Genomic DNA, 20,350 nt, shown 5'->3' on the forward strand with positions numbered 1-20,350 from the left:
CTCCCCAATGACTGGATTCAAAAAACTGCTTCTGGCATTCACGGTTCTGGGCGCAAGCACCGCAGCTTTCGCGTCCGACGACAACTTCGCCAGTCTTACTCTTGGACAGACCAGCGACAAGGTCAAAAAATCCCACGCCCTGAACGACAACCTCAATCACCCGAACGCCGATGGCGTAATCGGCAAGGACACCACCTGGGGTGTTCGTCTGGGCCAGCAAAACACCAAGGGCCGCTACTACGCCACTTACGACAATGTGTCGGGCTCCCACAATGGCATTAAACTGCGTCAGGAAAACCTCCTGGGCAGCTACGATCTGTTCTACCCGGTGGGCGGCAGCACCAAGCTGTTCGGTGGCGCCACGGCCGGCCTGACCAAAATGACTCAGGAGTCGCCAGGCTTCAGCCGCGACAGTGATATCGGCTACGCCATCGGTGGCCAGATGGGTGTGCTGCAACAGGTTTCGCAGAACGCCTCGGTTGAACTGGGTTACCGTTACCTGCGCAGCAACGCCAGCACCGAGATGAGTGAGCGCGGCGGTAGCAAGCAGGGTTCGCTGGACCTGACCAGCAGCGCCCAGACTTATCTGTCCGCCAACTACGCTTTCTGACAAGCGTTTCGTGAACGGCCTGCGCCGGATCAGCCCGAGTGACTGATCCGGCGTTGCCATGTTAGCTATTGAGGTGCGACGTTGCGCCTCTGGAGATATTGATTTGCCCGGGAGTGCAATATGAAATTGCTGGTCGTCGAAGATGAAGCGCTGCTGCGTCATCACCTGCAAACCCGTCTGACGGAGAGCGGCCACGTGGTCGAGTCCGTGGCCAACGCCGAGGAGGCGCTGTACCAGACCGCACAGTTCAACTTTGACCTGGCGGTGATCGACCTCGGTTTGCCGGGCATGAGCGGGCTCGACCTGATCCGCCAGTTACGCTCAGGTGGCAAAACCTTCCCGATCCTGATCCTCACCGCGCGTGGCAACTGGCAGGACAAGGTTGAAGGCCTGGCCGCGGGTGCCGATGATTATCTGGTCAAGCCGTTTCAGTTCGAAGAACTGGAGGCCCGCCTGAATGCCTTGCTGCGACGTTCCAGCGGTTTCACCCAGTCGACCATCGTCGCTGGCCCGTTACTGCTGGACCTGAACCGCAAGCAGGCGTCCCTCGACGAACAGCCGCTGGCACTGACCGCGTATGAGTACCGTATTCTCGAATACCTGATGCGCCATCATCAGCAAGTGGTGCCCAAGGATCGCTTGATGGAGCAGCTCTACCCGGATGACGACGAGCGTGATCCGAATGTGATCGAGGTGCTGGTCGGCCGTCTGCGCCGCAAACTGGAGGGGCCTGGCGGGTTCAAGCCGATCGACACCGTGCGAGGCCTGGGCTACCTGTTCAACGAGCGTTGCACTTGATCCGTTCGCTGCGCATACGCTTGATGCTCGCCGCCACGCTGTTGGCGGTGTTGTTCATGTTGGCGTTGCTACCGGCGATGCAAGGCGCCTTCAGCCTGGCGCTGCAGGACTCCATCGAGCAGCGTCTGGCATCCGACGTGACCACGCTGATCTCGGCCGCCCGGGTGGAGAACAACAGCCTGCAGATGCCGGCGCAATTGCCTGACGAGCGCTTCAACCTCACCGACAGCCGATTACTCGGCTACATCTATGACCGTGAAGGACATCTGGTGTGGCGTTCGAAGGCGACCCAGGAAGAACATATCAACTACAAGCCGCGCTACGACGGACGTGGCAGTGAGTTTGCGCGGATCCGCGAAGCCAATGGCCAGGAGTTCTTCGTCTACGACGTAGAGGTCAAGTTGCTCGGCGGCAAAAGTGCAGCCTTCAGCATCGTGGCGTTGCAGCCGGTTCGCGAGTACGAGCTGACCCTCGAAGGCCTGCGGGAAAATCTCTATCTGGGTTTTGGCGCGGCACTGCTGGTGCTGCTGGCGTTGCTGTGGATCGGCCTGACCTGGGGCTTGCAGGCTTTGCGGCGCTTGAGCCAGGAGCTGGACCAGATCGAAGGTGGTACCCGCGAAAGCCTCAGTGAGGAACATCCCCGGGAATTGCTGCGCCTGACCGGCTCCCTCAACCGTTTGCTGCACAGTGAGCGTGAGCAGCGCAGTCGCTACCGTGATTCCCTCGACGACCTGGCCCATAGCCTGAAAACGCCACTGGCGGTGTTGCAAGGCGTCAGTGAAGACATGGCCCAGCGTCCAGAGGATCGCGATCAGGCCTGGGTGCTGCAAACCCAGATCGAACGCATGAGCCAGCAGATCAGCTACCAGCTGCAGCGCGCCAGCCTGCGAAAAAGCGGCCTGGTACGTCATCAGGTGCACTTGCGACCGGTACTGAAAAGCCTGTGCGACACGCTGGACAAGGTCTATCGCGACAAGCGCGTGCACGTCGCGTTCGACCTGCCCGACCCGTGTTACGTACCGATCGAGCAGGGAGCTCTGCTGGAGATGATGGGCAACCTGCTGGAAAACGCCTATCGCCTGTGCCTGGGCGAAATACGCATCAGTGTGCGCGAAACCCTCAGCGGCACTGAGTTGTGTGTCGAGGATGACGGCCCCGGCGTACCACAGAATCAGCGCGCACGGATTCTCGAGCGCGGAGAGCGCCTGGACCGCCAGCACCCTGGGCAGGGTATCGGCCTGGCGGTGGTCAAGGACATCATCGAAAGCTACAGCGCCAAGCTGACCCTGGGGGATTCACCGATGGGCGGGGCGGCGTTCCGGATTCATTTTCCGGCGGTGTGAACGGATATTTGATAGCAGTCTTTTCGGGCTACAGGTATCAGGCGTTAAACGACCGGCAACAATGTTTTGTTGGCGTTCCGCCGTTTGGTGGCAAGTAATAAGCCCCGCCTTATTGACGACATGCACACGCAGAGCCTGTGTTGGTTGCATGAGTGGATAGGGGCTGAAGCGTTACAAGCCACCAATGGAGATAAAAATGGAAAGGAAGAAAGTTTGGCTGACGTTTGACGACGGTCCTCGGCAAGCCCAGACCGAAACCGTGCTCGAAACACTGGAGCTGTTTGATATCAAGGCAACGTTTTTTATTGTTGGCAATCTGGTTGCCAGGCATGGCGAGCGTATCAAGCGCATCCTGGACGAAGGGCACCGGATCGGCAATCACACTTACGATCATCTAAGACTGGTCGGTCAGGACAAAGATACCATCATCGATCAAATCAAGATGACGGAGCAGGCACTGACTCCCTACCAGCAGCCGGACCTGATCATGAGGCCGCCTTATGGCGCTCACGATGCGATGGTCGATCGCACTGTCGCCGAGTTGGGGTATCGGCAGGTTCTCTGGAGCGTGGATACCCTGGACTGGAGCAGCAACTATCAACCTGGGGGCTGGGTATCCCATGGTGTTGAGCAAATAAGGAAAAGAAAGAACTCCATTGTGCTGATGCATGACATACACGCGACCACGGCCAATAATCTTGGCCGGTTCATCGGACAAATAAAACTGCTGGGCGATGTGGATTTCGAATCACCAGCCACACTGGCGATTCCGCCGGTCAGTCAGTTGAATATGTATGTGGTTGTAAGGGGCGATACATTGTCCAAAATTGCCAGAGAGTTTTATGGTGATGCTGCCAAGTACCCACTGATCTTTAATGCGAACAGGTCGGCGCTGGATCATCCAGACAAAATTTACCCTGGCTTGTCACTGATCATCCCGCCTCTGGAGTAAGCGTTCGCAAATCCTGGACGGGGTATTACCGGGTGCGTTCGGGAGACGCCAGTGATCACTGCGCAACGCAGGTGCTGAAACTCAGCTCTCCTGCGCCCGATATGCCCCTGGCGTCAGCCCCGTCCACTTCTTGAACGCCCGGTGAAACGCCGACGGCTCGGAAAACCCCAGCTGCTCGGCGATCTGTTGCAACGACAGGTCGGCGCGGCTCAGGTGATAAATCGCGATATCCCGGCGCAACTGGTCCTTCAATTCCTGAAAGCTCGAACCCTCTTCCCGCAAATGCCGGCGCAGGGTCTGCGGGCTGATGTGCAGGTGCGCGGCCACGGCTTCAAGGTCAGGCCAGCGTGAGCTGTCGCGACTGAGCAAGCGCCGCAGGCGGCTGCTCAAACTGTCGCCATCGTCCGGGCGCGAGAGCAGGTCGGCGGGGGAGCGCTCGAGGAAATGCTTGAGGGTACGTTCGTCCTGCAGCAGCGGCATGGCCAGGTAGCGGCTGTGAAACAACAGGCTGCTCTGGGGCCTGGAAAACTCAAGCGGGCAGGAAAACAGCAGGTCGTACTCGGCGCCGTGTTCCGGCCGGGGGTAGCTGAACGTGGCCTGCTCCAGGCGAATGCGCTGGCCGATCAGCCAGCTGCCGAAGCGGTGCCAGATCACCAGCAGGCTCTCGCTGAGGAAATGATCCGGGTCCCAGAGTTGTGAGTCGTCCAGGCTCAGGCGCACCCATTCATCTTCGCGGCTCAGGGTCAAACGCGGAGCCCCGGGGAATAGGCTATAAAACAATAAGCCGCGATGGAGTGCCTTATCCAGGTTGCGGCAGTGAATCACGGCATGGCACATCATCGCGAAGCTGCCCGGCCTGCTTGGGGCTTGCCCGAACCCCAGGTACTCGTCGTCCAGCGCCAGCCACAACGCCTGGATCAATTGGGTGAATTGCTCCGGAGCGATGCGTGCCCGGGGCTCGTCCAGCAACTCGGGGCTGATTCCCAGTTGCTGTAGCAGGTCCGAATAGTCGTAGCCGTGCCGATGCGCACCACCCAGGGCGGCGCGGGCGAAATGACTGGCGATGGTGCGTTCGCGCATGGCAGTAGATCTGACCGTTGATCGACGGATGTTAGCTGCGCACCGCGGGCATGAACAGGGCGGATATCCGCCAAATAGCAGGACGACTGTTAATGGAAGGGCGGAAATCCGCCACATGCTTATAACCGTTCGGTGACAGGGAGTTCGCTGCAACCCCGGAGATCAAAAGGCTTGCAGGGTTTTTACGGAAGGTGGCACGGGCCTTGCGATACAACGAGCAGATGCCTGCCGTTGCGCAGCTCGAAAAAACAAATCCCTCCAGTGCAGGAGGGTTCGCAATTGCGGTGTTGCGGGCAACAGATGGATGTTGTCACCGGGCACCCTTGAGGAACTTTGCAATGACGACTCGTCAGCCACTGTACAAATCCCTGTATTTCCAGGTGATCGTTGCAATTGTCATCGGTATTTTGCTCGGTCACTTCTATCCGCAGCTCGGTGTGGCGGTAAAGCCGCTGGGTGACGGGTTCATCAAACTGATCAAAATGATCATCGCCCCGATCATCTTCTGCACCGTCGTCAGCGGTATCGCCGGCATGCAGGACATGAAAGCGGTCGGCAAGACTGGCGGTTACGCACTCCTTTACTTTGAAATCGTTTCGACCATCGCATTGCTGGTGGGTCTGGTCGTGGTCAACGTCGTGCAGCCAGGCGCGGGCATGCACATCGACGTAAGCACCCTGGATGCCTCCAAAGTCGCTACCTACGTAGCGGCTGGTGCTGATCAAAGTGTCATCGGCTTCCTCCTCAACGTGATCCCGGCCACCATCGTTGGCGCATTCGCCACGGGCGACATCCTGCAAGTGCTGATGTTCTCGGTGATCTTCGGTTTCGCCCTGCATCGCCTGGGTGCCTACGGCAAGCCGCTGCTGGACTTCATCGATCGCTTCGCCCATGTGATGTTCAACATCATCAACATGATCATGAAGCTCGCGCCGATCGGTGCTTTCGGTGCCATGGCGTTCACCATCGGTGCCTACGGTGTCGGCTCGCTGGTGCAGCTGGGTCAACTGATGGCGTGCTTCTACATCACCTGCCTGCTGTTCATCCTGATTGTGCTGGGCTCCATCGCCCGTCTGCACGGCTTCAGCGTGCTGAAAATGATCCGCTACATCCGTGAAGAACTGCTGATTGTGCTCGGTACTTCTTCTTCGGAATCGGTGCTGCCACGCATGCTGGTCAAGATGGAGCGTCTGGGCGCGCAGAAATCTGTCGTGGGTCTGGTGATCCCGACCGGTTACTCGTTCAACCTCGACGGTACCGCCATCTACCTGACCATGGCCGCGGTGTTCATTGCCCAGGCAACCGATACGCACATGGACATCACGCACCAGATCACCCTGCTGGTGGTGTTGCTGCTGTCCTCCAAAGGCGCTGCGGGTGTGACCGGTAGCGGCTTCATCGTACTGGCTGCCACCCTGTCCGCCGTGGGCCACCTGCCGGTCGCCGGCCTGGCGCTGATCCTCGGTATCGACCGCTTCATGTCCGAAGCCCGTGCCCTGACCAACCTGGTCGGTAACGCCGTGGCCACCATCGTTGTGGCCAAGTGGGTCAAGGAACTGGACACCGACGTGTTGCAAGCGGAGCTGGCATCGGGCGGTCGCGGCATCGCCGACGAGCCTAAAGACGATGCACTGGGCCACGTCGAAGGGGCAACCCCGACGAACGCCAAGTAAGCCTTGTTGTAATGAAAAACCCGCTTCGGCGGGTTTTTTCATGCCCGGCGATTGAGCGCAACGGTCACTGCACGTGGCGTATAAGGTGATTGCTGCAAAGCAATCGGCTGCCTAGGCTGTGGGCATCGTTAAGGGAGAACGCTCATGTTCGGTCCACTGGCATCACTCAAGGTTCTGGATTTCTCGACACTGCTGCCGGGGCCGTTCGCCTCGTTGCTGCTGGCGGACATGGGCGCCGAAGTGCTGCGCATCGAATCACCGACCCGCATGGACCTGCTGCGGGTGTTGCCGCCCCACGATCAAGGTGTGTCAGCCAGTCATGCCTACCTCAATCGCAACAAGCGCAGCCTCGCCCTGGACCTCAAGCAGCCTGAGGCGCTGGAGGTGATCAGGTCGTTGCTGCAGGACTACGACATTGTGCTCGAGCAGTTCCGCCCAGGTGTCATGGAGCGTCTGGGCCTGGGTTACGAAGCCCTGAGGGCGATCAATCCGAAATTGATTTATGTGTCGATCACCGGCTATGGCCAGACCGGCCCCTACAAGGACCGCGCCGGCCATGACATCAACTACCTGGCCCTGTCCGGGCTGGCGAGCTACACCGGCCGTGCCGACACCGGGCCGCTGCCGTTGGGCATGCAGGTGGCGGATGTCGCCGGTGGTTCGCTGCACGGAGTGATTGGTTTGCTGGCGGCAGTCATTGCCCGGCAGCAAACCGGTCAGGGTCAGCACCTGGATGTCAGCATGACCGACTGCGCGTTCAGCCTGAATGCGATGGCAGGTGCCGGGTATCTGGCCTGTGGCGTCGAGCCGGCTCCGGAAAACCAGGTGCTCAACGGTGGCAGTTTCTACGATTACTACCGCTCCCGGGATGGGCGCTGGCTGTCGGTGGGCAGCCTGGAACCGGTATTCATGAAACAGTTGTGCACGGCATTGGGGCTGGAGGAATTGGCCGGCCTCGGCCTGTCACCGCAACCGGCGCATCAGAAACAGCTTAAAGACGCGCTGAGGGTCGAGTTCGAAAAGCATGACTTTGCCGAGTTGCGTACGCTGTTCGCCGAACGGGATGCGTGTGTCGAGCCGGTATTGAGCCTGGGAGAAGCGCTGCATCATCCACAGTTGCAAGCGCGGGAGTTGGTGACCGACGTGCCCCGTGGCGATGGCTCGTCCCAGGCGCAGATGGCGTGTCCGCTGAAGTTTTCGCAAGGGTTGCCTGAGCCCCGGCATATTGGCGCGGCGCTGGGGCAGCATACGGATCAGGTGTTGGGGGAGTTGGGGTTCAGTGCTGAGCGGATTGCTCAATTGCGGTTCGCCAAGGTAGTTCTCTAGCGTCTGCCTGCGAAGAGGTTAGTACGGCCAGCACACATCCCGCTACTCGACCCGCATCTCCCCACTGAACACCAAGGTATTGCGACACCGCCGGCACAGGTACCGCCGTCCCTGCCGAACCAGGCTGTGGCGCTGTGCCGAGAACGGGAAGTCGCTGTCGGCGCACGGACACTTGTAGATGTAGCGGGTCACGCTGCGGCGTTTGACATCATAGGTGTGGCAGCGGTTGGGCGGCAGTTCGTACACGCCGCGCATGATCAATTGCCACTCTTCGCCATGGGGCTGGATGCGGTCGCCGAACAGCTGGTGGGCGATCAGATGTGCGACTTCATGGGCCACGGTCTGCTTGAGGAAATCTTCGGTGTTTTCCCGGTACAACTGCGGGTTGAAGCGCAGCAGGTTCTCGTGCAAATGCGCGACACCGGCTTTTTGCCCGCGCAGCTTGAGGCTCACCACGGGGCGCTTGAAAGGTCGTTTGAAAAAGGATTCGGCTAGTTGGAAACAGTCTTCGACGCGGGTATTGAGTTGCTCGGGCATGCTTGATGGATCTCCAGAGCGGTCGAGTATGCCGCAACCCTGGGACCTTGCGAATCGCCAAGGTGCCGAATGGTCGTGTGCCGTCTCGTTGCTGAAGAATGAAAAGGCCGCCTTGCGGCGGCCTTTGTCAGCAGTTCCGATTTTCAGTGATGAGCGACTAACTGGTGTAGACCGGGCCCACGCCGAGTCCCCAGACAATGACTGTGAACGCCATGATGGCGACCAGCACCACCAGGCCTACGGCGAGCACCGAACTTGAAAACAGGAAGCCCTCGTCAGATGGAATGTTCATGAATGTCGGCAAGCCCACATACAGCAAATACACCGTGTAGCAGATGGCGGCGGTGCCGACGATCATCCCCAGCCACAAGTGCGGGTACAAGGCAGCGAGTCCGCCGATGAACAACGGTGTGGCGGTGTAGGTTGCAAACGCAATGCAACGGGCGAGGCTTGGGTTGGCGTCATAGGTGCGGGCCATCCAGTGGATGAACGCGCCCATTACCGCAACACCACCGAGCATCGCCACGTACGACATGATCGTCATCCATATCGCGCTTTCTACGGTCAGCATCACGGGAGCCCGATTGCCGATGACCCAGCCGACCTGCGTGGTGCCAATAAAGGCAGACACGGCGGGGATCGCCGCCAGAATCAGTGTATGGGTCAGGTACATGTGGCTGATGCTTTCCTCCTGGTCGCCACGGATTTCTTTCCATTCTTGGTCAGGGTGGGTGAAGAGCCCCACTACGTGATGGATCATGCCAGTCACTCCTCTTGTTTTACCGTCGCCCCCCAGTGGAGCGCCTACGGGCCAATGCGGCCAAGTAAGTCATAGGTCTGAATTTGTATGTGACCTTATGTCGCAGTATAGGGAGGAGTTTCCCCAGAGGGAGTAGGGGCTTTAGAGCAAATCGCGCTGTAAACCCGGTTGTTAATCGCTGCAGGGTCTGTAGGTGAGCTGGAGATGTTGCCCCCTCGCCACAAGTGCAAAGAATTTGCGTAAAATGCCGGCCTTTCGTCACACCTCACGGATTTCGCGTCATGGGCACTCTCACAGTCAACCAGAACAAACTGCAAAAGCGCCTTCGCCGACTGGCCGGAGAGGCGGTTGCCGATTTCAACATGATTGAAGACGGCGACAAGGTCATGGTCTGCCTGTCCGGTGGCAAGGACAGCTACACCATGCTCGATGTGCTGATGCACTTGCAGAAGGTCGCGCCGATCAAGTTCGAGATCGTGGCTGTGAACATGGACCAGAAGCAGCCGGGCTTCCCGGAGCACGTGCTGCCGGCCTACCTCAAGGAACTGGGGATCGAGTACCACATCGTCGAGAAAGACACTTACTCGGTGGTCAAGGAGCTGATTCCGGAAGGCAAGACCACCTGCTCGCTGTGCTCGCGCCTGCGTCGCGGCACGCTCTATACCTTCGCCGATGAAATCGGCGCGACCAAGATGGCTCTCGGTCACCATCGCGACGACATCGTCGAAACGTTCTTCCTGAACATGTTCTTCAACGGTTCGCTCAAGGCCATGCCACCGAAACTGCGCGCCGACGATGGTCGCAACGTGGTGATCCGCCCGCTGGCCTACTGCAATGAAAAAGACATCCAGGCCTACTCGGACTTCAAGCAATTCCCGATCATCCCGTGCAACCTCTGCGGTTCCCAGGAGAACCTGCAGCGTCAGGTGGTCAAGGAAATGCTGCTGGACTGGGAGCGCAAGACCCCGGGGCGTACCGAAAGCATTTTCCGCAGCCTGCAGAACGTGATCCCGTCGCAACTGGCGGATCGCAACCTGTTCGACTTCACCAGCCTCAAGATCGACGAAAGCGCCGCTTCGCGCTTCGTCAATGTGGTCAACCTCTAGTCAAAAACTGTAGGAGTAAGCCTGTGGCGAGGGGGCTTGCCCCCGTTGGGCTGCGAAGCGGCCCCAAATCTCTGATGAGCCAAAGATTTTGTGAGTGCTGCGCACTCAAACGGGGGCAAGCCCCCTCGCCACAGTTCGCTCCCACATTTGGTTTTTGTTTCATTCCTCAGGAGAGGGCATGCGCGATTACAAGTGGCTCAATGAATACTGTCTGAACCGCTTCGGTTCGGCGGCTGAACTGGAAGCCCATCTGCCCGTTCCCAAAACCCCGGCGCAACTGCGCAAGATCAGCGACGATCGCTACCTCTCGACGATGGCGTTGCGGGTATTCCGTGCCGGGCTCAAGCACAGCCTGGTGGATGCGAAGTGGCCGGCCTTCGAAGAAGTGTTCTTCAAGTTCGACCCGGAAAAAGTCGTGCTGATGAGTGCCGAGCACCTTGAACGCCTGATGCAGGACACGCGGATCATCCGTCACCTGGGCAAGCTCAAGAGCGTGCCGCGCAATGCACAGTTCATATTGGATGTGGCCCATGAAAAGGGCAGCTTCGGTGCGCTGATCGCCGATTGGCCGGTGACCGATATCGTCGGGCTCTGGACCTTCCTGAAAAAACGCGGACATCAGTTGGGCGGTCTGTCGGCCCCGCGTTTCTTGCGGATGATCGGCAAGGACACTTTTGTGCCGAGCTATGACGTGGTCGCGGCATTGAATGCGCAGGACATCATCGACAAGGTGCCGAGCAGTCTGCGCGACCTGGCGTTAGTGCAGGACGTGTTCAACCAGTGGTATGAGGAAAGTGGCGGGCGGCCGATGAGCCAGATTTCGATGATGCTGGCTTACACAGTGAATCATTGAGACCGAGTCGCCCCAATCGCGAGCAGGCTCGCTCCCACATTGGATCTGTGTCGTTCACAAAATCCCCTGTGGGGGCGAGCTTGCTCGCGATGGCGTCAGATCAGGTGGCAGAGATTTCACCTTCACCCACCAGCTTGCGGTTCAACTGATACCGCCAGCGCACATACAACAGTGCCGAACAAAACACCGCCAGACTCGCGCCCATCTCCAACAAACCGAAGATTTGCCGGTTCGGGTCATAGGCAGCCAATGCGCCCTTGATGAAATACAGGTTCACTACAAAGCACATCCACGAATGCCCGCGAGGGCTGCCGATGATCATCCCCGGTGCCAGAATCAGCAGTGGCACCAGCTCGATCAACAGAATCACCCAGGGGCGTGCCCCGTGCAGGTCGGCAATCGCCAGGTAGTAAACACACAGCAGTCCCACCAGGCCGAAAAAGCACAGCAGGCTGATGGCGCGCATCGCCTTGACCCGTGGTTCGAGCCATTCGAGGGCGGGCAGGATCTTCGGCTTCTTGGCCACCTCAGCTCTCCAGTTTCTGTGCAGTCTTGGCCAGGCGCATACCCAGCGCGCGGCACAACGCCACTTCATGGGCATCCAGACCGCTTTTGCCGTCGGCACCGGCGTGGTGGCTGGCGCCGTATGGCGTACCGCCGCCCTGGGTTTCCAGTAGCGCCGACTCGCTGTAGGGCAGGCCGGTGATCAGCATGCCGTGGTGCAGCAGTGGCAGCATCATCGACAGCAGCGTGGTTTCCTGGCCGCCGTGCAGGCTCGCGGTGGAGGTGAATACACCCGCCGGTTTGCCCACCAGGGCGCCGGTCAGCCACAGGTTGCTGGTACCGTCGAGAAAGTACTTGAGTGGCGCGGCCATGTTGCCGAAACGGGTCGGGCTGCCGAGCGCCAGGCCGGCGCAGTTCTTCAGGTCGTCGAGGCTGGCATACAGCGCGCCTTCGTCGGGAATTTCCGGCGAAACGGCTTCGCACTCGGTGGAAATCGCCGGCACCGTGCGCAGGCGGGCCTCAAGCCCGGCCTGTTCGACACCACGGGCGATCTGCCGGGCCATTTCGTTGGTCGAGCCGCTGCGGCTGTAGTACAGGACCAGAATGTACGGTGCGCTCATGGCAACAGTTCCAGGATCTGCTCCGGTGGGCGGCCGATGATGGCCTTGTCACCGACTTCGAGAATCGGTCGCTCCATCAGTTTCGGGTGGGCGGCGATGGCGGCGATCAATTGCGCTTCGCTCAGGCTGCTGTCAGCCAGGTCGAGGGTCTTGTACTCGTCCTCGCCGGTGCGCAGCAATTGCCGGGCGCTGATCCCGAGTTTGCCCAGCAGGCCCTGGATCTGCGGGGCGTCCAGCGGGGTTTCCAGGTAACGGACCACGGTCGGCGTCAGGCCACGGGCTTCAAGCAGTTCGAGCGCACCGCGGGATTTCGAGCAGCGCGGGTTGTGATAAAGCGTCAGATCGGTCATGAGCGGGTCGCATCTTGCGTAAGGTGGCGGCTATTCTAACTGTGCAACGCGCAATCCAGAACCGTGAGAGGCGATGGGTCGCAGGTGCATTCAATTTTTGACAAGGAACACGACATGACAAGGCGACTGGCAGCAGCATTGGCGATCATCGGAGCGTTGATGCTGGGGGGCTGCGGTAATGACTATGGCATCGACCAAGATGGTCATAAAATCGCCTCTGACCGCCTGGATGGCAAATGGCTGGTGCTCAACTACTGGGCAGAATGGTGCGGACCTTGCCGTACCGAGATACCGGAGTTGAACACCCTGGCCGAGCAGCTCAAGGACAAGAAAATCGGTGTGTTCGGAGTCAATTTCGACAACGTCCAGGGGCAAGAGCTGAAGGGCGCGAGCGAGAAACTGGGGATCAGGTTCACCGTGCTGGCGCAGGACCCTTCCGAACTGTTCGAGTTGCCGCGCAGCGAAGCGTTGCCGGTGACCTACATCATCGATAACAAGGGCAAGGTACGTGAGCAGTTGATGGGTGAACAGACGGCGGCGGGGGTGATGGCGAAGCTTGAGGCGTTGCAGGCTAAAAACTGATCGGATGATCGATTCACTGTGGCGAGCGGGCTTTTTGTGGCGAGGGGGCTTGCCCCCCCGCCACAGGTTTCTCGGGATACCCAGGGGGGATCAACCCTCCTCAAGCCACCAACGCAGCGGCTTGCCTTCGGCTGGCCAGAAGCGTATCTGCTCGATCGGGGAGACGTCCCAGCGCTGGACGTTTTCCAGGGCCTGAAGGAAGCGTTTTTCCTGTTCCATCAGCGCCGGCGCGCACAATTTGCGGGTGCTGCCGATTTTGCCGAAGGTCAGTTTGTCGCCATCGAGGGTGTACGGCGCAAACCAGTGGTTGCAGCCGCCATTGCCGTAGGCCCGGCCATCTTCGCCGAAGGTGATGGTCAGGTGGCTGTAGTCCATCAACGGCCGCTCGCCGATCCACTCCAGAATGTAGCTGCGGTTCTGTTGCAGTTGCACCGGCTCGGCGGCGCAGCCCAGCAGGCTGGCGCCGACCATGGCGGTCAGAGCGAGGCGTTTCATCACGCAGGCTCCTGGCATTTCGGGCACAGGTGTTTCTCGCCGACAGTGGTCCAGCCCAACTCGGCAATCCGCGCGGTGGCGGCAGGCTTTTCGGCCTTGTTGCCCAGCTTGGTATCGACGGCGAACTCGAAGCTCAGCTCTTTGGCGCAGCTGTCACAGTTCACTTGCCAGGTGTGGATGGCCAGTTCACCGAACACCGGGCCACTGGCCACCGCGACCCATTGGCCGGGCGGGTTGATCAGGTGGCGAACCGTTTCGACGGTCAGGCGCATGGACAAGTCCTTCGCACCCTTGAGGGTCACGACCAGCACGTCATTGTTGCGAATCGAACCACCGTTGCCAGTGACTTGATAACGCCCCGGCACCAGGGCGCGGCATTCAGTGAGGGTGTGTTGCGGGTTCATCAGGCTGTAGCGGAAATCGTGTTCGACCATGGGTCCTCCAAATATGCGCGATATGCTAGCACGGGCTTGCACGCCGCATCGCGCAGGCAGATGACCTTCGATCCGTTTCAGTTTCCCGTCACCAAGTTTTCCGGGGTGCCCGCTGCCCAGGCTGAAATGTTGCGCAATGTGATGGTGGCAATCGCGTCCAGCGCTTCGCGGGTCAGGAAGGCCTGGTGCGCAGTGACGATCACGTTAGGAAAGGTCAGCAGCCGTGCCAGCACATCGTCTTGCAGCGGCAGGTCGGAGCGGTCCTCGAAGAACAACTGCGCCTCTTCCTCATACACATCCAGCCCGAGGTAACCCAGGCGACCGTCTTTCAAGGCATCGATCAGCGCCGGGGTGTCCACCAGGCCGCCACGCCCGGTATTGATCAGCATCGCGCCCGGTTGCATGTGCGCCAGGGATTGACGGTTGATCAGGTGCTTGCTCTGCTCGTTGAGCGGGCAGTGCAGGCTGATGATCTGCGATTCGGCAAGCAGCTGCGGCAGGCTCAGGTAGCGCGCGCCGAGGGCTTTGACCTGTGGGTTGGGGTAGGGGTCATAGGCCAGTAACTGGCAGCCAAACCCGCTCATGATTTTGGCGAAGGTCGCGCCAATCTGACCGGTGCCGACCACGCCGACGGTCTTGCCTACCAGGTCGAAACCGGTCAGCCCCTGTAGTCTGAAATCCCCATCTCGGGTGCGGTTGTAGGCGCGGGGCAAGCGGCGGTTGAGTGCGAGGATCAGCGCCACTGCATGTTCGGCCACGGCGTGGGGCGAATAGGCCGGGACGCGCACGATGGTCAGTCCCAGACGCTTTGCCGTCGGCAAGTCGACATGGTTGTAGCCGGCCGAACGCAGGGCGATCAGGCGTGTGCCACCGGCGGCCAGGCGCTCGAGCACCGCCGCGCCGAGGTCATCATTGATGAACGCGCAGACCGCTTCATACCCTTGGGCGAGCGCTACCGTGTCGAGGCTCAGGCGCGCAGGCTGAAATTGCAGCTCGATGCCGGCCGGTTGCTCGGCCGCGAGAAAGCTCTCGCGGTCGTAGTTCTGGCTGCTGAAAAGAATCGTACGCATGCGGTGCTCCTTGAAGGTGGCCTGCACCGTTGAGCAAGCCTGCATTCGACAGTCGTCAGGTTAGCTCGCCGGCAGCCTTTAACGATTGCGCTGCATCAAGCATTCATGCGCGCCTGGGCCGCCAGGCGATTGATTGCCCGGTCGAGCTCATCCAGTGCCACGCTGGCTTTCGGGTCCTGTTGCTTGAGCAGGGTTTCGCTGCGTTGGCAGGCCGCACGCAATTGCGGTACGCCGCAATAACGCGTCGCGCCATGCAGGCGATGGACCCGTTCGATCAGGGCGTTGTGGTCGTTGCTTTGCTGAGCGAGGCGGATGGCTTCGCGGTCGGCTTCCAGGGAAGCGAGCAGCATCGCCAGCATGTCTGCAGCCAGGTCAGCCTTGCCGGCGGCCAGGCGCAATCCTTCGTCGTGGTCGAGCACCAACAGGTCATGGGCGCCAGCATGTCCATCGCCGGAACGCTCCGGGCTGTGATTGCGCAGCGCCAGGCCACTCCATTTCAGCACCACCTGGGCCAATTGCCGTTCGCTGATCGGTTTGGTCAGGTAGTCGTCCATGCCGCTTTGCAGCAGTGCGCGTTTTTCGTTGGCCATGGCGTGGGCGGTGAGGGCCACGATCGGCAGCGGGGTGCAATGGCGTTCGCTTTCCCACTGGCGGATCGCCTCGGTGCTCTGGCGACCGTCCATGCCGGGCATCTGCACGTCCATCAACACCAGATCGAATGTCTCGTTCTGTACCGCCTTGATGGCAGCATAACCGCTTTCCACCGCGAGCACCTTGGCGCCCATGTCTTCGAGCAGGGTCTGCACCAGCATCAGGTTGGCCGGATTGTCGTCGACGCAAAGTACCTTCGGGGCACGGCTGGACACCGGTTCGCCCGGTTCGCTGCGCATCGGTCGCGGGTTGACCAAGTCAGAAAGGGAGCGGCGCAGCTTGCGGGTGCAGGCCGGTTTCGCCTGGAGCTGGCTGTGGGGGTTGGGCACGGAAAGATGGAACAGCGTCTGTTCCGTGGTCGGGCACAGCACCAAGACTTTGCAGCCAAGATGCTCGAGGTCCCAGATGTGCTGGTTGAGGCGTTCCGGCGGCATGTCGTTACTGGTGATGCCGAGCACGGCAAGCTCGATCGCCTGGTCGGTCTGGTGGGCGGCGGTGACGCCATTGGTCAGGCTTTCCAGGGTATTGAACGGTGTGGTGCTGAGGCCGCAGTCTTCCAGTTGATGCTGCAACGCCTGCCGCGCCAGTTCGTGGTTTTCCAGTACCGCCACCCGTCGCCCGAGCAAGGGCGCGGAGGGCAGGTCTTCGGCATCGTCGCGGGTTTTCGGCAGGCTCAGGCTGATCCAGAACTCCGAGCCTTCCCCCGGCGTACTGTCGACGCCGATCTCACCGCCCATCTGTTCGATCAGGCGCTTGGAAATCACCAGGCCCAGGCCAGTACCGCCGGGCTGCCGTGACAGCGAGTTGTCGGCCTGGCTGAAGGCCTGGAACAGGGCGCGCACGTCCTGGTTCGACAGACCGATGCCGGTGTCCTGAATGCTGATGCGCAACTGCACGGTGTCTTCGTGTTCTTCTTCGAGCATGGCGCGGGCGACGATGGTGCCTTCGCGGGTGAACTTGATCGCGTTGCTCACCAGGTTCGTCAGGATCTGCTTGAGCCGCAGCGGGTCGCCTACCAGTGACAGCGGCGTGTCCCGGTACACCAGGCTCACCAGTTCCAACTGCTTGGCGTGGGCGGCCGGGGCGAGGATGGTCAAGGTGTCCTGGAGCAGGTCGCGCAGGTTGAACGGAATATGGTCGAGCACCAACTTGCCGGCCTCGATTTTCGAGAAGTCGAGAATCTCGTTGATGATGCCCAGCAGGCTGTCGGCGGACTTTTCGATGGTGCCCAGGTAGTCGAGCTGGCGTGGGGTGAGCTCGCTTTTTTGCAGCAGGTGGGTGAAGCCGAGAATGCCATTGAGCGGCGTGCGGATTTCATGGCTCATGTTGGCCAGGAATTCGGACTTGATCCGGCTCGCTTCCAGGGCTTCCTTGCGCGCCAGGTCCAGCTCGATGTTCTGGATCTCGATGGTTTCCAGGTTCTGGCGCACGTCTTCGGTGGCCTGGTCGATGCTGTGCTGCAATTCTTCCTGGGCATTTTGCAGGGTGCCGGCCATGCGGTTGATGCCGGAGGCCAGCTCGTCCAGTTCCTGACTGCCGAGGGGTGGCAAGCGGGTTTCCAGATGACCGTCCTTGAGTTGGGCCACGGCCTGCTTGATCTGGCTCAACGGCCGATTGATCGTGCGGCCCATGCGCAGGGCCAGCAGTGCCGCACCCGTCAGTCCCGCAATGATCAGCATCAGGCTGGCGAACAGGCTGCGGTAACCACGCAAAAGCATGCTGTTATGGGACAGTTCAAGCTCGACCCAGCCCAGCAGGCGATCGGCTTCTTCGGGAATCACGTCCCCGGCCAGGTTGCGGTGTTTGCCGAATACCGGCAGCAGATAGCGGGTCGCATCGTTGCCACTGCGGCGCAGCATCTGCGTGCCACTGCCGGAAGGTGTCTGGTTGAGCATGGTCGGGCCGGCGTGGGCCAGCAGCGTGCGGTCAGGAGCCAGGAAGGTCACCGCCCGCACGTCGGTTTGTTCCAGGGCCTGGGTGGCGATGCGTTCGAGCAGTTCGTTGTCCTGATGGCCCATGGCGGGCGCCGCCAGTGGGGCCAACTGCTCGGCGATCATTTCGCCGCGCTGCATGAGCTGGATGTGCAGGTCAGCCTGTTGCATCCAGGTAAAATAACCCCCCAGCACCAACGCCATCAGGCTGGTTGGCAACAGGGTCAGCAACAGCACGCGGCCTTTGATTCCCAGTTTCTTGAGCACGCATCTCTCCTGCATCCCGCTATTTATAGACCCGTACATGCATCCGCCATGCACCACTTGCGCAGTGTAGCGATTTGCTCGCGGGCAATCCTCGTAAAAATGGTGCCGTCATTCGTCGGTCCGGGCGGCTCTTTGGCAAAACGGACAAACCGTGGGTTGCCCCTGGCGAGGCAATCTTGAATAATCACTTAACTGAGAATTGTTTGCAGATAGTCATGGCTCCCATCACTGCTGGCCTCCCCCGAATCCTGTCCATCGAAGACGACCTTGTGCTCGGCGCCTACGTGCATGAGCATCTGGACCGCAGCGGCTTCCAGGTGACCTGGTGCCAGAACGGTCAGGAAGGCCTGGATATTGCCCGCAGGGAACCTTTCGACGTGGTGCTGATGGATATCCTGTTGCCGGGCATGGACGGCCTGGCGGTGCTGACCCAATTGCGCCAGAGCCATTCCACCCCGGTGTTGCTGATGTCGGCCCTCGGTGCCGAGGCCGATCGCATCAGCGGCTTTCGCCTGGGGGCCGATGATTACCTGCCCAAGCCCTTCAGCATGGTGGAGTTGAGGGTACGCATCGAAGCCATTCTGCGGCGGGTGGCACTCGACCGTCGACCCGCGCCCGCAGTGCTGGCCTCGTCAATGGACAGCCTGCGTTTCGACGATGAAAGCTTCGAGGTCTTTTACGGCGAACAGGCCGGTGGCCTGACCCGCAGCGAGTATCGGTTACTGGAGACGCTGCACCGCAGCGCCGACGAAGTACTGAGCAAAGCCTTCCTTTATCAACAGGTGCTGCAGCGCGGCTACGCGGCCCATGACCGCAGCCTGGACATGCACATCAGCCAGATCCGCCGCAAGCTCAAGGCCATTGGCTACACCGAGCGTGAAGTGCGCACGGTATGGGGCAAGGGCTACATCCTGAGCGCCGCCGATGAAATGTAATTTGCCGGGCAGGCATTCGCTGTTCTGGAAGCTGGCTTGTCTATTGGTCTCTTTCTGCCTGCTGATGATCTGGCTGAGTTGGTCTTGGGGCCGTTACATGGAGGAACGTAACCAGTTCCTCTCCGATGAGGCTCGCGGCACCCTGTCCGGTTATGCCGCCGAAGCCGAGCAGGCGTGGCAGCAGCGCCAGAACGTCGGTGTCGATGACTGGCTGCAAGGCATGCATCATCGGGAAAAAGGCTGGGTCGGTGTCATCGGCGGTGATTTGCAGTCCTTGAGCAACCAATCGCTGACGGACAAGGAAGTCGAACGCCTGACTTTTTTGCGCGGCCTCGATTGGCCAATCCACAAGAAAGGCCAACCGTGGATGCGCATACCGTTTCCCGGTGATCCGTCCGCCGGCAGCCTGGTGATCGAGCTGCCCAAGCGCTTCGTACCCGGGCGTTACCGGGTGTTCTGGCGGGTGATCACCAATGGCGTGATTCCGGGATTGTTCACCTTGCTGCTGTGCGTCGGGCTGTATCGCGTGTTGGTGGTGCCGCTCAACAGCTTGCGTGAACAGGCCAATGCCTGGCGTGCCGATCAACTGAACGTACGGCTGTCGACCCGGACCACCAATCGATCGGATGAACTGGGTGAGTTGGGGCGGGCGTTCGATCACATGTCTGAGCGCCTGCAAAGCACCGTGGCTTTGCAACAGCAACTGCTGCGCGATCTGTCCCACGAGTTGCGTACCCCCTTGAGCCGCCTGCGAGTGGCCAGTGAAAGCGAGCAGGGGCTGGAGCCATTGCGCGAGCGCATTGGTCGTGAGGTCGATGGCATGCAGCGCTTGGTGGAGGACACGCTGCAACTGGCGTGGCTTGATACCGAGCGCACCCGATTGCCCGACGAAGCGATCCAGATCCAGGCCCTGTGGGAAATGCTCACGGAGAACGCCTGCTACGAAAGTGGCTGGCCCGATACGCAGTTGCAATGCACGGTGGATGCATCCTGCTGGGTTCGCGGTCATCTCAACACCCTGGCCCAGGCGTTGGAAAATATTCTGCGTAATGCCATTCGTCATTCGCCGGCGGGAGGCATTGTCCAATTGGGCGGTCGTCGTGATGGCGATTTCTGGCACCTGTGGCTGGAGGATCAGGGTGGCGGTGTGGCAGAAGCTGATCTGGAGCGGATCTTCCTGCCGTTCACCCGACTCGACGGTTCGCGGCCGGGGGATGGTGGGTTTGGCCTGGGCCTGAGCATCGCCAGGAATGCGGTGCAGCGTCAGGGTGGACAGCTGTGGGCGCAGAACACAGGGACCGGGTTGCGGATGAATATGCGCTTGTTGGCGGATGTTAATAGCGCCAGTGCCGACGCCATCGCGAGCAGGCTCTCTCCCACATTGACCGTGTTTGAATCGCGAAACCTGTGATCACCGCGGTACCCTGTGGGAGCGAGCTTGCCCGCGAAGAGGCCCTCAAGTTCACCGCAAAA

At 60.3% G+C, this 20,350-nt stretch carries 21 protein-coding genes; 11 read left to right on the plus strand and 10 right to left on the minus strand.

Translation table 11 applies throughout. The features are described 5' to 3' along the window. The first annotated feature begins 7 nt into the window (after positions 1-7). From KGB07_RS01170 to KGB07_RS29625, 4 genes are all read left to right on the plus strand, one after another. Positions 8-610, plus strand: coding sequence for a membrane protein (locus KGB07_RS01170; RefSeq protein WP_046043030.1), 603 nt, complete (start codon positions 8-10; stop codon positions 608-610). A 120-nt stretch (positions 611-730) separates the two neighbouring features. Further along, positions 731-1,408, plus strand: a complete 678-nt coding sequence (locus KGB07_RS01175; protein ID WP_046043028.1) for a response regulator transcription factor — start codon at positions 731-733, stop codon at positions 1,406-1,408. Continuing rightward, positions 1,405-2,751, plus strand: coding sequence for an ATP-binding protein (locus tag KGB07_RS01180; RefSeq protein ID WP_046043027.1), 1,347 nt, complete (start codon positions 1,405-1,407; stop codon positions 2,749-2,751). The genes KGB07_RS01175 and KGB07_RS01180 overlap by 4 nt, the downstream gene beginning before the upstream one ends. A 196-nt stretch (positions 2,752-2,947) precedes the next feature. Continuing rightward, positions 2,948-3,703: a polysaccharide deacetylase family protein gene (locus tag KGB07_RS29625; protein WP_052960579.1), complete on the plus strand. Its 756-nt coding sequence runs from the start codon at positions 2,948-2,950 to the stop codon at positions 3,701-3,703. 81 nt (positions 3,704-3,784) lie between these two features. Here the strand turns inward: KGB07_RS29625 and KGB07_RS01195 are convergent, their stop codons facing one another. After that, positions 3,785-4,783 (minus strand): AraC family transcriptional regulator, encoded by a 999-nt coding sequence (locus KGB07_RS01195; RefSeq protein WP_046043026.1) that lies wholly within the window; start codon positions 4,781-4,783, stop codon positions 3,785-3,787. A gap of 338 nt (positions 4,784-5,121) precedes the next feature. On the opposite strand from KGB07_RS01195, the gene KGB07_RS01200 reads away from it, so the two are divergent. Then, positions 5,122-6,456, plus strand: a complete 1,335-nt coding sequence (locus KGB07_RS01200; protein WP_046043025.1) for a dicarboxylate/amino acid:cation symporter — start codon at positions 5,122-5,124, stop codon at positions 6,454-6,456. 144 nt (positions 6,457-6,600) lie between these two features. After that, complete coding sequence (locus KGB07_RS01205) at positions 6,601-7,782, plus strand: CaiB/BaiF CoA transferase family protein (protein ID WP_046043024.1); 1,182 nt, start codon at positions 6,601-6,603, stop codon at positions 7,780-7,782. A gap of 42 nt (positions 7,783-7,824) precedes the next feature. On the opposite strand, the gene KGB07_RS01210 is transcribed toward KGB07_RS01205, so the two are convergent. After that, entirely contained in the window at positions 7,825-8,319 is a 495-nt protein-coding gene (locus tag KGB07_RS01210; RefSeq protein ID WP_046043022.1) for a SprT family zinc-dependent metalloprotease, read from the minus strand. Between the two features lie 157 nt (positions 8,320-8,476). Continuing rightward, complete coding sequence (locus tag KGB07_RS01215) at positions 8,477-9,079, minus strand: Yip1 family protein (RefSeq protein ID WP_046043020.1); 603 nt, start codon at positions 9,077-9,079, stop codon at positions 8,477-8,479. 281 nt (positions 9,080-9,360) lie between these two features. On the opposite strand from KGB07_RS01215, the gene ttcA reads away from it, so the two are divergent. Then, complete coding sequence (ttcA, locus tag KGB07_RS01220; protein ID WP_008051493.1) at positions 9,361-10,185, plus strand: tRNA 2-thiocytidine(32) synthetase TtcA; 825 nt, start codon at positions 9,361-9,363, stop codon at positions 10,183-10,185. Positions 10,186-10,363: 178 nt separating this feature from the next. Further along, entirely contained in the window at positions 10,364-11,038 is a 675-nt protein-coding gene (locus KGB07_RS01225; RefSeq protein WP_046043019.1) for a DNA-3-methyladenine glycosylase I, read from the plus strand. Positions 11,039-11,138: 100 nt separating this feature from the next. Here the strand turns inward: KGB07_RS01225 and KGB07_RS01230 are convergent, their stop codons facing one another. Genes KGB07_RS01230 through arsC form a run of 3 tightly spaced genes read right to left on the minus strand, consistent with a single transcriptional unit; the run spans position 11,139 to position 12,512 of the window. Continuing rightward, positions 11,139-11,564 (minus strand): DUF2069 domain-containing protein, encoded by a 426-nt coding sequence (locus KGB07_RS01230; RefSeq protein WP_046043017.1) that lies wholly within the window; start codon positions 11,562-11,564, stop codon positions 11,139-11,141. A 1-nt stretch (position 11,565) separates the two neighbouring features. Beyond that, entirely contained in the window at positions 11,566-12,162 is a 597-nt protein-coding gene (wrbA, locus tag KGB07_RS01235) for an NAD(P)H:quinone oxidoreductase (RefSeq protein WP_046043016.1), read from the minus strand. Next, positions 12,159-12,512: an arsenate reductase (glutaredoxin) gene (gene arsC / locus KGB07_RS01240; protein ID WP_223464201.1), complete on the minus strand. Its 354-nt coding sequence runs from the start codon at positions 12,510-12,512 to the stop codon at positions 12,159-12,161. Before arsC ends, wrbA begins: the two co-directional genes overlap by 4 nt. 114 nt (positions 12,513-12,626) lie before the next feature. On the opposite strand from arsC, the gene KGB07_RS01245 reads away from it, so the two are divergent. Continuing rightward, entirely contained in the window at positions 12,627-13,094 is a 468-nt protein-coding gene (locus KGB07_RS01245) for a TlpA disulfide reductase family protein (protein ID WP_046043014.1), read from the plus strand. A 90-nt stretch (positions 13,095-13,184) separates the two neighbouring features. Here the strand turns inward: KGB07_RS01245 and KGB07_RS01250 are convergent, their stop codons facing one another. From KGB07_RS01250 to KGB07_RS01265, 4 genes are all read right to left on the minus strand, one after another. Next, positions 13,185-13,589: an META domain-containing protein gene (locus tag KGB07_RS01250; RefSeq protein ID WP_223464202.1), complete on the minus strand. Its 405-nt coding sequence runs from the start codon at positions 13,587-13,589 to the stop codon at positions 13,185-13,187. Further along, complete coding sequence (locus tag KGB07_RS01255; RefSeq protein WP_223464203.1) at positions 13,589-14,023, minus strand: hypothetical protein; 435 nt, start codon at positions 14,021-14,023, stop codon at positions 13,589-13,591. Before KGB07_RS01255 ends, KGB07_RS01250 begins: the two co-directional genes overlap by 1 nt. A 77-nt stretch (positions 14,024-14,100) precedes the next feature. Next, a complete protein-coding gene (locus KGB07_RS01260) occupies positions 14,101-15,093 on the minus strand; it encodes a 2-hydroxyacid dehydrogenase (protein ID WP_046043010.1) in 993 nt (330 codons plus the stop codon). A 95-nt stretch (positions 15,094-15,188) separates the two neighbouring features. Next, positions 15,189-17,942: a response regulator gene (locus KGB07_RS01265; RefSeq protein WP_223464205.1), complete on the minus strand. Its 2,754-nt coding sequence runs from the start codon at positions 17,940-17,942 to the stop codon at positions 15,189-15,191. Between the two features lie 215 nt (positions 17,943-18,157). On the opposite strand from KGB07_RS01265, the gene KGB07_RS01270 reads away from it, so the two are divergent. Then, positions 18,158-18,877, plus strand: coding sequence for a response regulator transcription factor (locus KGB07_RS01270; protein WP_046043008.1), 720 nt, complete (start codon positions 18,158-18,160; stop codon positions 18,875-18,877). Continuing rightward, positions 18,867-20,288, plus strand: a complete 1,422-nt coding sequence (locus tag KGB07_RS01275) for a sensor histidine kinase (RefSeq protein WP_223464207.1) — start codon at positions 18,867-18,869, stop codon at positions 20,286-20,288. The genes KGB07_RS01270 and KGB07_RS01275 overlap by 11 nt, the downstream gene beginning before the upstream one ends. Positions 20,289-20,350: the final 62 nt, after the last annotated feature.

The sequence above is a fragment of the Pseudomonas sp. GL-RE-26 genome (assembly GCF_019956275.1).
Classification (GTDB): Bacteria; Pseudomonadota; Gammaproteobacteria; order Pseudomonadales; family Pseudomonadaceae; genus Aquipseudomonas; species Aquipseudomonas grandcourensis.